The organism is Granulibacter bethesdensis CGDNIH1, assembly GCF_000014285.2.
GTDB classification, from domain to species: Bacteria; Pseudomonadota; Alphaproteobacteria; order Acetobacterales; family Acetobacteraceae; genus Granulibacter; species Granulibacter bethesdensis.
The window spans coordinates 1,041,534-1,053,136 of sequence record NC_008343.2 but is presented as its reverse complement, the minus strand read 5'-3'; the positions used below and the strand labels follow the sequence as shown (position 1 = coordinate 1,053,136).

Genomic DNA, 11,603 nt, shown 5'->3' with positions numbered 1-11,603 from the left:
ATCGTGAGTTGCAGCCATTTCTTTTGCACTCAGCCTTTCAGAAGCAATCCTTCACCATGACATCGTTAACCGTGCAGTATTATAGCCCTCTCCCTCTGTTTGTCGGGTCTGTCTCATCCGCTGCGGCCTCCTCGGCACTGGGGATCATCGGTCTCAACTGCCTCCCTTCCCTGCCGGAAAGCGGGGGGGAAACCGGGCCAGTGAGACTGATGGCTGATCTTCCACTTCTCTGGCCTGAGCGGGTTGGTGCGGAACTGTGGCTTGCCTCTGACGCAACGTCGCGATGGGACAGCCGCCAGATTGGCCCTGATCAGGTCGTCAACGGAGAAAATGACAGGCTGTTTTTTGGCGCGGTCCGTATCAGCAATGATGTACCGCTGCGGGAGGCAAGTTTCCGGGCCTATCAGGCACTTTTCTCGGTCATTGATGAAAAAGGCTTTCCCCATCTGCTCAAGACCGCAAACTATATGCCGCGGATTCATGATATGGATGATGGGACAGAACGGTACCACCTGTTCAATCAGGGCCGGTTTGATGCTTTCTCTGCCCGTGGCCGGGAAGAAACCAGCGCCCCAGCCGCCTGTGCGCTTGGCACCGGCAGCGGAGGATTACTGGTCTATGTTCTGGCAGGGCGTCAGGCGGGCATACCGGTGGAAAATCCTCGCCAGATCAGCGCCTATCGCTATCCTGAACAATATGGGCCGCGCAGCCCGACTTTTTCCCGCGCCACTATAGCCACCACCGGAGAGCATGAGCGTTACCTGTTCATTTCAGGCACCGCCGCCATCACCGGGCACCAGAGCCTGCATCCGAATGATGTTGAGGCACAGACATGGGAGACAGTGGCCAATATTCGTGCCGTCATGCAAGCAGCACAAAATAAGGGATTTCAGGGGGATGCACGGGCACTCAGATTGAAGGCCTACATACGTCACCCCTCTGATCTGCCCGCTGTTCAGAGCATTCTCAATGATGCTTTCGGACCGGGTGCCACAGAATGCATCCTGCGCGCGGATATATGCCGTGCGGAGCTGCTGGTCGAAGTCGAAGGGTACTGTCCGGAACGCTAACCAGAGAAAAAAAGCCGTTCCTGTCGACAGGAACGGCTTTGCACAGATGGTTTCTAAACAATCAGAGCAAGTATCTCATAACGGATCAGTATCCAGGGCATAACCGGCAGCCCGTACCGTACGCACCAGATCAACTTCACCCTCTCCGTTCACGGCCTTGCGCAGGCGACGGATATGCACATCCACTGTGCGCGGCTCCACATGAATATCGGTGCCCCAGACTGAATCCAGCAGTTCCTCACGCGAGAAAACCCGCCGCGGATGTTGCAGGAAGAATTCCATCAGCCGGAATTCGGTCGGGCCGAGATGGATCGGACGGTTGTTCCGATGCACGCGATGGGTTGCCAGATCCATTGTAATGTCATGGAAGGTCAGCATGCCCTTCGCCGTGACCGGGCTGGCCCGGCGCAACAACGCGCGAATACGGGCTTGCAAAGCCTGCATGTTGAACGGTTTGGTGATGTAATCATCCGCGCCTGTATTCAAGGCCCGAACAGCATCCTGATCCTCGACACGGGCGGTCACCATAATGATCGGCAGATCACGGGTGCCGGGTTTCCGGCGTATCTGACGACAGACCTCGATACCGGACAGCCCAGGCAGCATCCAGTCCAGCAGGACCAGATCAGGCTGAACTTCCGACAGGCGATGCAGCGCTTCCTGACCATCAGAAGCTTCCTCGACACGGAAGCCCTGCTTTTCCAGATTATAGCGCAGCATTGTCGCCAATGCCGCCTCATCCTCGACAATCAGCACGGTTGGACGAATCTGGCCTGCTGGAGCCTCCGCAGGACGGGAACGGGTTTCTTCCTGTGCAAAGCGCATGATTATAAAGTCTCCTCGCCCTCGACGATTTCAGGGACCCGTCAGGATGTCGCATCCGGCGACGGACGCGCCACCATATAGGACGTGTTATCACTTTTGGGCCGTTCATCCGGCAAAGGATGACCGGAAACGGTATAGAACACCGTCTCCGCGATATTAGTGGCGTGATCACCGATCCGTTCAAGATTTTTGGCAATAAACAGAAGATGCGTGCAAGGCGTAATGTCGCGCGGATCTTCCATCATATAAGTAATCAGTTCACGGAAGATCGCATTATACATATCGTCGATCGCCGTGTCGGAGCGCCAGACTTCTTCAGCACGGCTGGTATCATTCTCACCAACCGCATCAATGATGGTCTTCATATTCTGCTGAACAAGCTGGCCCATATGAGCCAGACCGGTCAGACTGAAGGGCAGCGAAAACTGGTTCAGCACGATACCGCGCTTGGCAACGTTTTTGGAATAATCGCCAATGCGCTCCAGATCACTGGTAATTTTCAGCGCGGAAAGCACCATCCGCAGATCGATCGCCACCGGCTGGCGCAGTGCCAGAAGACGCACGATGAATTGCTGGATCTCGGTTTCCAACGCATCAATCGCAGGGTCGATATCAATCGCGCGATTGGCGGCTTCCATATCCTTGTTGATGATGGACGTCACTGCCAGAGCAAGCTGGTTTTCCACCATCCCGCCCATGCGCGTGATCATATCACTGAGCTGTTGAAGATCCTGCTCATAGCTTGAAACAATATGGGGTGAACCCAGTTGGTTGGTCATGGCATCAATTCCCGCGGGGTCAGCCGAAGCGACCGGTGATGTATTCCTGCGTGCGCTGCTCACGCGGGTTGGTGAACATGTCGAGCGCCGTGCCGACTTCCACCAGTTCGCCCATGTAGAAAAATGCAACACGATCCGCACAGCGCGCAGCCTGCTGCATGTTATGTGTCACGATGGCGATGGTGAAATCGCGCTTCAGCTCATCCACCAGCTCTTCAATCTTCAGAGTGCTGATCGGATCAAGCGCGCTGGTCGGTTCATCGAGCAGGATGACTTCAGGTTTTACAGCGATGGTGCGCGCAATGCATAGGCGCTGCTGCTGACCGCCGGACATTCCGGCGGCCGCCGTATGAAGGCGATCCTTGACCTCGCTCCATAGGGCGGCACGGGTCAGCGACCATTCGATCCGCTCATCCATCTCCGCCTTGGAAAGCTTTTCGTGCAGGCGGATGCCGAACGCGATGTTCTCATAGATCGACATGGGAAATGGCGTCGGCTTCTGGAACACCATGCCGACCCGGCTGCGCAGTACGTTGACATCGACATCTTTGCCGAGAACGTTCTCGCCATCCAACAGCACCTCACCCTCGGCACGCTGGCCGGGATAAAGCGCATACATCTTGTTCAGGATACGCAGCAATGTGGATTTACCACAGCCGGAGGGCCCGATCATGCCCAGAACCTGACGCTCATGAACATCAAGCGAAATGGATTTGAGAGCCTTGTGCGAGCCATAGTAGAAATCGAGGTTGCGCACGGCAATTTTCGGCTGACTTTCAACCATGACACGGGATGCGGCCATTGCGGCCAGACCGGCAGCAGCACTTCCGCCCGCATCATGGGAAGCCGTTCGGGAAACCTGGGAAACAGTACTTACCATTGTCTCACTGCCTTCTGCCCAGAATGGCACGGGCCAGTATGTTGAGGCCAAGAACGCCCAGTGTAATCAGCAGAGCGCCTGCCCATGAAAGAAGCTGCCAGTCCGAATAGGCGGAACCGGCAAATTTATAGATGGTCACCGGCAAGCTCCCCATTGGCTCTGCCAGATTCACCGACAGGTTGGGATTACCGAGGCTGGTGAACAACAGAGGCGCGGTTTCACCGGCGATACGGCTGATGGCCAACAATACACCGGTTGCTATGCCATCAATGGCGGCCCGATAGCAGATGAAAGTAATCACCCGCCAGCGCGGCGCACCGAGAGCGACCGCGGCCTCCCGCAACTGGGCGGGAAGAAGGCGCAGCATATCCTCGGTCGAGCGTACGACAATGGGAATGACCAGCACCGCCAGAGCCAGACAGCCCGCGATCCCGGAAAATGCTCCCGTCGGCCGCACGATCAGCTGATACATGAACAGACCGACCAGAATGGACGGTGCCGACAGCAGAATATCGGACACGAACCTGACCGCACTGCTCAAGACGGAGCCACGTCCGTATTCCGCGAGATAGGTTCCGACCAGCAGCCCCAGCGGCGTGCCGATCAACGTACCCAGCGCAGTCTGGATCAATGTCCCGACAATGGCGTTGCGAAGACCACCATGGGAGCCGGGGGCGCCTTCATCATGGGTAAAGACAGTCAGTGAAAGACCCGCCAGACCGTTTTTAAGCAGCGTGAACAAAATCAGCGCCAGCGCAGCCAGGCCAAGCAATGTCGCGAAACTGCACAGGCCGACGACAATGCGGTTTATCCACTGCCGTCTGCTATTGAGGCGCAAAGCAGCAGGGCTTTTTGCGACAGGACCATTCCGGGGCATTTTGACGCCCGCCGTGGCCGTGTTGGAAAGTACGGCTGTCATGCTCTGGCTGCCCCGGCTGAACGCGACCGCATCAGAAAGCGGGATGTCGCCAGCACGATAAAGGAGATGACAAACAAAATGAAACCCAACGCGAAAAGAGAGGAAAACTGAAGTCCACCCGGATTGCTTTCCGGAAACTGGAGCGCGACCAGCGATGCAATCGTATTACCAGGACCGAAAATACTGGTGGCGATCCGGTTGGTATTACCGATCACGAAGGTCACCGCCATCGTTTCACCCAACGCGCGTCCAAGCCCGAGCATGATACCGCCTACAACCGATACCCGGGTGTAGGGCACCACAACGGAGCGAACGACCTCCCAGGTCGTACAACCAAGCCCATAAGCGCTTTCCTTGAAAATGCCGGGCACGGTGGCAAACACATCGCGCATTGTTGCAGCTATGAAGGGCACGATCATCAATGCCAGGATCAACGAGGCCGTGAGAATACCATTCCCGTAGGCAGGACCGGCAAAGCGATCTGCCAGCCAGCCTGTCACCGGGCCAAGAACCGCCACGTTTTCCTCGGCATCCGCCAGCGAACCAAAAAACGAGATAATGGAAGGCTGAATTTTGGTCATGAAGGGGACAATGATGAAAAAGCCCCACATGCCGTAAATGATGGAAGGTACAGCCGCGAGCAGCTCAATTGCGATCCCAACCGGACGACGAAGCCATTGCGGAGCCAGTTCGGTTAGATAAACAGCAATTCCAAAGGCAATCGGGACAGCAATTACCAGCGCAATCACCGATGTGATGATGGTTCCGTAAATCGCGACCAGTGCACCATACACGTTATGTGGTGGATTCCAGGCCGATGACACCAGGAATTCAAGTCCGAATGCCCGGAACGCCGGCAAACCGCCGATGAACAGCATCAGGATAATCGCACCCAGCAAAGCCAGTACGAACAGCCCTGCTATTCGCACCAAAGCGCCAAAAATCCTGTCACCGGTCTGTGAGGGCGGCGTTCTTTTTCCATCACCCGGCCCGGATGGATGTAAAAAGACCGCTTTCTTATCTATCTGATGAACTGAGGCCATTCTGCCGCGCGCCGATTAAGGCTCGCCCCATTTGTCATGATCGAAAATAGCGTGCGCCACCTGCATTCAGGCAGGTAAGCCTGCCACCTCGGTACGGCACCCTACAGAGCACCGCACCGAAACGGGGAGAGCATCCCGGTTTGATCAGAAAACCGGCTTGCCATCCGCACCCTTGATACCATCGTGCCAGGCGGCGCGAATGGTGTCCTTCACGGATGCTGGCAGCGGGATGTATTGCAGATCGGAAGCCAGAGCATCGCCATTTTTAAAGCCCCAGTCAAACAGCTTCAGCACGGCAGCGGCTTTTGCGGTGCTGGTGGGGTTGGTCGGCACCAATACGAAAGTGGCGCTTTCGATCGGCCAGGAATTATCGCCTGCCTGATCGTTCAGGTCGATGGCGAAATTCTGCGCCTTGGTCCAGTCAGCCGCCGCAGCGGTGGCTGCGAAATTGGCAGGGGTCGGAGCCACAAACTTGCCGGCCTTGTTCTGCAGCTGGACAGTCACCAGATGGCTTTGGGTCGCATAGGCGGCCTCAACATAGCCGATGCTGCCCGGAATCTGCTGAACGGTGCCAGCCACACCCGCGCTGCCCTTGGCGCCAGAACCGGCGGGCCAGCTGATGGAGGTCGCACGACCGATCTTGGAGGCCCAGTCGCTGTCAACCAGAGACAGGTAATCTGTAAATACGAAGGTCGTGCCGGAGCCATCAGCGCGGTAAACCGGTGCGATCGCCAGACGTGGCAGCTTGATGCCCTTGTTGATTTCCTTGATCTTCGGATCATTCCACTGGGTGATCGTGCCAGCATAGATTGCGGCGATGATCGGACCAGTCAGCTTCAGCTCGTTGCTTTTGATGCCCGGGATGTTGACGATGACGTCAACTGCACCCATAGCGCTGGGGAACTGCAACAGTTTGTGGTCACGCAGTTTATCGGCCGACACCGGCGCGTCAGAGGCACCAAAATCCACGGTGCGGTTGAAAATCTGAGTCTGACCTGCGCCGGAACCGATCGCCTGATAATTCAGCGACACGCCTGTGGAGGGTTTTGCCTGCTCCGACCACTTGTCATAAAGCGGCGCTGCAAAAGAAGAGCCGGCGCCGACAACCTGCTGCGCCTGCGCGCAAGCCGGAGCGATCAAGCCAGCGCCAATCAGCACGGCAGCAATTGCCGAGGGAGCGAATTTCATGCGTCCTCCTGGATAATACCATTTCGAAACGGATCAGACCTGATGGCTGCCATAGCCCCTCAGGCGGTTCCGCTTCCAATACTCCAAAACCGTGCACATTCCTGCGAATCAAGCCGGCTGAAGCGAGGCGGACCCTACGGGGTATCCAAGACGCGACAATGACAAACAGATGACAGTTCTATGACAAACACAGAATGTCACATTCACGGAACACGCCCGCGAATGTGACATCCAGCTATGTTCAGGCATGCCCCATTCAGGCATGCCCCGCGGGCAGAAGCTGTAACAACGCCTCGGCACCCACACGGGTACAGAAGTCACCGAACCCTTCTTCGGCCTGCCGGTCCCGGGCAAAGGCTGCGAACAGCCTGTCCAGTGTCGGCTCGATCTGTTCTTCCTTGATCCTGTCAAGCAGGCGGAAAGACAGTCGCGTGCCTTCGAAATCACCACCAACATAGATCGCGTAATGGCCAGGCATGCGCCCGACCAGCCCGATATCGCCCGCATAAGTGCGTGCGCACCCGTTGGGGCAGCCTGTAATCCGCAACGAAATACGTTCGTTTTTCAGCCCGTGACGGTCCAGCACCTGCTCCAGCCCGGCCACCATCGGGTCTCTCACCCGCTCCGCCTCCGTCAGGGCGAGACCACATGTCGGCAGGGCCGGGCAGGCCAGTGTCCAGCGTGCCAAAGGAGTCAGATCTTCGGTAAGGGTCACACCCGCTTCACGCAGATGGGTCTCGATCGCGGACCGGTGTGCCGGGTCGACATCGACGAGGAACAGATCCTGCTGACCCGTCATCGTGACATTGACCTGATATGTCTGAACAATTTCTCTGATCGCCCGGCGCAGACGCACACCATCCGTATCGGCGATACGCCCGGACGGAACGGGAATACCCAGCCATAGCCGCCCATCTCCCTGCTCGTGCCAGCCCAGCAGCTCCGGCATACGGAACGGCTCCATCGGTAGCGGTTCAGCGAAGGGTTTGCCAAAATAGGTGACCAGCTCGGCTTTCACCCAATCCACCCCGCGGTCATCGACCACATATTTCAGGCGTGCCCGACGACGATTGAAGCGGTCGCCATAGTCACGCTGAAGCCTGATGACAGCCTCGACGCCAGCCAGCAATTCATCAGGTCCGACAGAGCCGATGACCGTCCCCAGACGTGGATAGGTCTCCGGCTTGTTATGGGTCATGCCAAGCCCGCCACCGACCGCCATGTTATAGCCAAGCAGCGTGTCACCTTCGAAAATCGGAATGATCCCGAGATCATTGGTCAACACGTCGATCGTATTATCGGAGGGGGTGGCGATGCCGATCTTGAATTTACGCGGCAGGTAGGTCTCACCATATAACGGCTCCTCCTCTGCCTCCGTGCCCAGATCGGCGCGGGCCGCCTCATCCAGAAAAATTTCGTGGTAGGCATGAGTCTTGGGCAGCAAAGCATGGGACAGGAAATTTGCATCCGCTTCCAGCCGCGCATGCACCGCATCCCGGATCGGGGCCGGGGTGGTTGTCACGTTGCGCACCACATCCCCGCAAGCCGCCTGGGTCGTCAGCAATGTCCTGTTGATGGCGGCAATGGTGGGCTTCAGATTTCCCTTGATAATACCGTGAAACTGGATTGCCTGACGCGTCGTGATACGCAGCGTGCCGTTGGAGTATTCATCGGCCAACCCGTCCAGAGCCAGATATTGCGCGGCGGTCATGCGCCCGCCCGGCATACGGACGCGCAACATGAAGGAATATTCCTTCTCCAGCTTCTGCTGTTTGCGCGCAGTCGCGGTGTCGCGGTCGAACTGCTCGTAGGAGCCATGAAATTTCAGAAGGTTGTAGCCATCCTCACTGACCTGAAGGCCCCCTTCCGCCAGCTCCTCCGCCAGACGACCGCGCAGGCCATGGCTGGTTTCCTTCAGAAGCTCCACGCCACTGCGCTTGGGAGAAACGGTTCCGTCCATGGCTTACGCCCCAATCAGATCAAATTCCGGCAGACCGGATTTCACAATCCGCCCCACAATTCACAAGGGGGGAAAGCCGGTTATTACCCGCCTTCCCCCATATTAGTCAGTATTACCGCTTCAGAGCCAGCGTTACCGCCTGCTCCACCTATTCCGGCAAGTGATCATGCCTCTTCCGGCAGTTTTACAACACGCAGATAAGGCTTCAGGGTCTTCCAGCCCTGCGGGAACTGTTCCTTCGCGGCATCGTCCGAGGTGCTGGGCGGGATGATGGCTTCTCCACCCTTTTCCCAGTTTACCGGCGTTGCCACCTTGAATTTGTCAGACGTCTGAAGGCTATCCACAACGCGCAGGATTTCCTTGAAGTTGCGGCCCGTGCTGGGCGGGTAGGTCAGGGTCAGGCGCACCTTCTTGTTCGGATCAATGATGAACACGGCACGCACGGTCACGTTGGGATCGGCTTCGGGATGGATCATGCCATACAGGGCGCTGACCTTGCGATCCGCATCGGCAAGGATCGGGAATTTCACGGTCTGGCCCTGGGTTTCAGAAATATCAGCTTCCCATCCCTTGTGGTTTTCGCCCGTGTCGACCGACAGGCCGATGACTTTAACGTTGCGCTTTTCCCATTCGGGGGCAAGGCGGGCCGCTTCCCCCAGTTCCGTCGTGCAAACGGGGGTAAAGTCTTTGGGATGACTGAATAAAATGCCCCATGACTGGCCTAGCCATTCATGAAAGCGGATCTTTCCCTGGTTACTGTCCTGCTCGAAATCCGGAGCCGTCTGGCCAAGCTGAATGCTCATTATAGTCCTCCTGGAGTATCGACACCAAAATCACGTTTTTACGTCGGCTTCCACCGATATCACATAGAAAAGATGTGGTTAACGCTTGCAGCCCCATGCCGCATATGCGTATGGAACATGACACACCTCATGCGGGCGGAAACGTGACCAGCGAGCGATCAGATAACAAACGTAATTGGTTCCGCCGCCGGCCGACGCAAGCCTGCCGCAGCCGCCCTTTTCAGCAGATCATCCAATGTGATGGCGGCCAGCTGGGCACGGACGGTTTCTTCCAGCTCTGTCCACAGCCGGTCAACCACAGCGACCTGCAATCTGCCGGTAGGGCCTTCATGACCCTCCCCGTCATCGGCCACAGCGACGGCCACGATGTCGGACACCCTGATATCGCGTTTGGGACGGCCCAGACGGTACCCCCCGCGTGGTCCACGGACACTTTCCAGCAATCCGGCCCGCGACAGGGATTGAAGCAGCGGCTCCATCCCCCGGCGTGCGAGGCCTATACGTTCCGCGATATCCGCGGCACTGACAGTATTGGTACGACTGCCATGGAAACCGACATCCAGCATAACGGAAATCGCCACCATGGCCCTATCACGACGCAGCAGCATGACGAGTCCTTAAATCACCGTTGCAAAGGGTGATATAGAGTTATGACGATAAGTGAAAGCACGAACAGATATGGATCGGCCGGTATGACCAATGAATCAGTCTCTCTGGGCGCCACGCCTGATCAGAATGGCCCCGATGCACAAGGCATAAATCATGAGGGCACGGTATCGGAGGACGGAAAGCCGAGCGAAGCCAAAGCCAGATCACGCGGCACTCGCAACAGGGCAGCCTCCTTGTCCACCACCGATTCTCTTTCTTCAGACGGGCTTCGTCGCCCCCAACCCCGCGGCAAAATCTACGACAGCATTCTCGATATTGTAGGTGGTACCCCTCTGATCCGCCTGCCTCGCCTGACTGTCGAGGACCGGCTGGTGGCCGATATCACTGCCAAGCTCGAGTTTTTCAATCCGCTCGGCTCGGTCAAGGATCGCATCGGACTGGCAATGATCGAGAAGGCGGAGGCCGCAGGCCTGATCCATCCGAGTACCAGCGTGCTGGTTGAGCCGACATCCGGCAATACCGGGATTGCACTTGCATTTGTCGCGGCTTCAAAAGGATACCGGCTGGTCGTGACCATGCCGGAGGGAGCGTCGATTGAACGGCGGAAAATGCTCCGCCTGCTCGGTGTGGATGTTCAGCTGACCCCTGCTCGTCAAGGCATGGCCGGGGCCATTGCACGGGCAGAGGCCATTATTGCCGCCACCCCCGGCGCATGGATGCCACGCCAGTTCGACAACCCCGCCAATCCGGAAGCCCATGCTGCCACCACCGCCGAGGAAATATGGGCTGATACAGATGGCAAGGTTGACATCATCGTCGGCGGTGCCGGTACCGGTGGAACACTGACCGGAATTGCCCATGCGCTGAAACCTCGTAAGCCCGGGTTACGCATCATCGCCGTCGAGCCATCGGAAAGCGCCGTTCTGTCCGGAGACGAACCGGGTCCGCACGGCATTCAGGGAATCGGGCCCGGCTTCCGCCCCACGATTTTGGACATGACACAAATCGATGGCATCATGCGGGTAGCGGAGCGTGATGCTCTGGCCGTGGCCCGGCGCGTGGCACGGGTGGAGGGACTGCCAGTCGGTATTTCCTCCGGTGCAGCCCTGCATGCGGCCCTCGAACTGGCCCGCAATCCCGCCAATGAGGGTCTGCTGATCGTCACGATCATCCCCTCCTTTGCCGAGCGGTACCTCTCCACGGCGCTGTTTAACGGGCTGTAACCGCAAAACCATGAAAATTGATGCGGACGTGCAAATGATGGGCTTCAGGGGCTTGCACGTCCGCCAGATGCCAGATAGAAGGCCCGCACCGCACAAGCAGGATGGGCGCGTAGCTCAGCGGTAGAGCATCGCCTTGACATGGCGGGGGTCACAGGTTCAATCCCTGTCGCGCCCACCATCCTGTTCCCTTCAAAATCAATATCTTCCATTTAACACAGCAAAGCATTTCAAGGCGTTCTTCATGCCTCACGATGCGTCCATTTTCCTCCCACGCGCTTTTGCGGAAACCCGTCATGCGCAAGCT

11 protein-coding genes and 1 tRNA gene are annotated in these 11,603 nt (G+C 57.5%); 3 read left to right on the top strand and 9 right to left on the bottom strand.

The features are described from left to right. The first annotated feature begins 56 nt into the window (after positions 1 to 56). Complete coding sequence (locus GBCGDNIH1_RS17060) at positions 57 to 1,070, top strand: hypothetical protein (protein ID WP_072563895.1); 1,014 nt, start codon at positions 57 to 59, stop codon at positions 1,068 to 1,070. 75 nt (positions 1,071 to 1,145) lie between these two features. Here GBCGDNIH1_RS17060 and phoB read toward each other — a convergent pair whose 3' ends face one another. The 9 genes from phoB to GBCGDNIH1_RS17015 all read right to left on the bottom strand — a co-directional run bounded on the left by phoB (position 1,146) and on the right by GBCGDNIH1_RS17015 (position 10,075). Beyond that, a complete protein-coding gene (gene phoB / locus GBCGDNIH1_RS17055; RefSeq protein WP_011631622.1) occupies positions 1,146 to 1,895 on the bottom strand; it encodes a phosphate regulon transcriptional regulator PhoB in 750 nt (249 codons plus the stop codon). A 41-nt stretch (positions 1,896 to 1,936) separates the two neighbouring features. Beyond that, a complete protein-coding gene (gene phoU, locus GBCGDNIH1_RS17050; RefSeq protein WP_011631621.1) occupies positions 1,937 to 2,674 on the bottom strand; it encodes a phosphate signaling complex protein PhoU in 738 nt (245 codons plus the stop codon). A 19-nt stretch (positions 2,675 to 2,693) separates the two neighbouring features. Continuing rightward, on the bottom strand, positions 2,694 to 3,476 hold the full coding sequence (gene pstB / locus GBCGDNIH1_RS17045) for a phosphate ABC transporter ATP-binding protein PstB (RefSeq protein WP_038512947.1): 783 nt from the start codon (positions 3,474 to 3,476) through the stop codon (positions 2,694 to 2,696). A gap of 82 nt (positions 3,477 to 3,558) precedes the next feature. Beyond that, on the bottom strand, positions 3,559 to 4,431 hold the full coding sequence (gene pstA, locus GBCGDNIH1_RS17040; RefSeq protein WP_043453776.1) for a phosphate ABC transporter permease PstA: 873 nt from the start codon (positions 4,429 to 4,431) through the stop codon (positions 3,559 to 3,561). Positions 4,432 to 4,469: 38 nt separating this feature from the next. Beyond that, positions 4,470 to 5,402: a phosphate ABC transporter permease subunit PstC gene (pstC, locus tag GBCGDNIH1_RS17035; RefSeq protein ID WP_231130855.1), complete on the bottom strand. Its 933-nt coding sequence runs from the start codon at positions 5,400 to 5,402 to the stop codon at positions 4,470 to 4,472. Positions 5,403 to 5,660: 258 nt separating this feature from the next. Then, on the bottom strand, positions 5,661 to 6,704 hold the full coding sequence (gene pstS, locus GBCGDNIH1_RS17030; RefSeq protein ID WP_011631617.1) for a phosphate ABC transporter substrate-binding protein PstS: 1,044 nt from the start codon (positions 6,702 to 6,704) through the stop codon (positions 5,661 to 5,663). Between the two features lie 256 nt (positions 6,705 to 6,960). Then, positions 6,961 to 8,664 (bottom strand): NADPH-dependent assimilatory sulfite reductase hemoprotein subunit, encoded by a 1,704-nt coding sequence (locus tag GBCGDNIH1_RS17025; protein WP_011631616.1) that lies wholly within the window; start codon positions 8,662 to 8,664, stop codon positions 6,961 to 6,963. Positions 8,665 to 8,828: 164 nt separating this feature from the next. After that, the gene (locus tag GBCGDNIH1_RS17020) at positions 8,829 to 9,467 is read right to left on the bottom strand and encodes a peroxiredoxin (RefSeq protein WP_011631615.1); all 639 of its coding nucleotides are present in this window, start codon (positions 9,465 to 9,467) and stop codon (positions 8,829 to 8,831) included. Positions 9,468 to 9,625: 158 nt separating this feature from the next. Then, on the bottom strand, positions 9,626 to 10,075 hold the full coding sequence (locus GBCGDNIH1_RS17015) for an RrF2 family transcriptional regulator (RefSeq protein ID WP_011631614.1): 450 nt from the start codon (positions 10,073 to 10,075) through the stop codon (positions 9,626 to 9,628). A gap of 84 nt (positions 10,076 to 10,159) precedes the next feature. Between GBCGDNIH1_RS17015 and cysK the strand changes: the two genes are divergently transcribed. Further along, positions 10,160 to 11,299: a cysteine synthase A gene (gene cysK / locus GBCGDNIH1_RS17010; RefSeq protein WP_157691988.1), complete on the top strand. Its 1,140-nt coding sequence runs from the start codon at positions 10,160 to 10,162 to the stop codon at positions 11,297 to 11,299. A 103-nt stretch (positions 11,300 to 11,402) separates the two neighbouring features. Beyond that, a tRNA-Val gene (locus tag GBCGDNIH1_RS17005) sits at positions 11,403 to 11,477 on the top strand. The last annotated feature ends 126 nt before the right edge of the window (positions 11,478 to 11,603 follow it).

Coding starts and splice junctions, on each gene's coding strand:
- pstS (WP_011631617.1), bottom strand. CDS start 6,704: ATGAAATTCGCTCCCTCGGCAATTGCTGCCGTGCTGATTGGCGCTGGC.
- GBCGDNIH1_RS17025 (WP_011631616.1), bottom strand. CDS start 8,664: ATGGACGGAACCGTTTCTCCCAAGCGCAGTGGCGTGGAGCTTCTGAAG.
- pstB (WP_038512947.1), bottom strand. CDS start 3,476: ATGGCCGCATCCCGTGTCATGGTTGAAAGTCAGCCGAAAATTGCCGTG.
- pstA (WP_043453776.1), bottom strand. CDS start 4,431: ATGCCCCGGAATGGTCCTGTCGCAAAAAGCCCTGCTGCTTTGCGCCTC.
- phoB (WP_011631622.1), bottom strand. CDS start 1,895: ATGCGCTTTGCACAGGAAGAAACCCGTTCCCGTCCTGCGGAGGCTCCA.
- GBCGDNIH1_RS17015 (WP_011631614.1), bottom strand. CDS start 10,075: ATGCTGCTGCGTCGTGATAGGGCCATGGTGGCGATTTCCGTTATGCTG.
- GBCGDNIH1_RS17020 (WP_011631615.1), bottom strand. CDS start 9,467: ATGAGCATTCAGCTTGGCCAGACGGCTCCGGATTTCGAGCAGGACAGT.
- GBCGDNIH1_RS17060 (WP_072563895.1), top strand. CDS start 57: ATGACATCGTTAACCGTGCAGTATTATAGCCCTCTCCCTCTGTTTGTC.
- phoU (WP_011631621.1), bottom strand. CDS start 2,674: ATGACCAACCAACTGGGTTCACCCCATATTGTTTCAAGCTATGAGCAG.
- cysK (WP_157691988.1), top strand. CDS start 10,160: ATGACCAATGAATCAGTCTCTCTGGGCGCCACGCCTGATCAGAATGGC.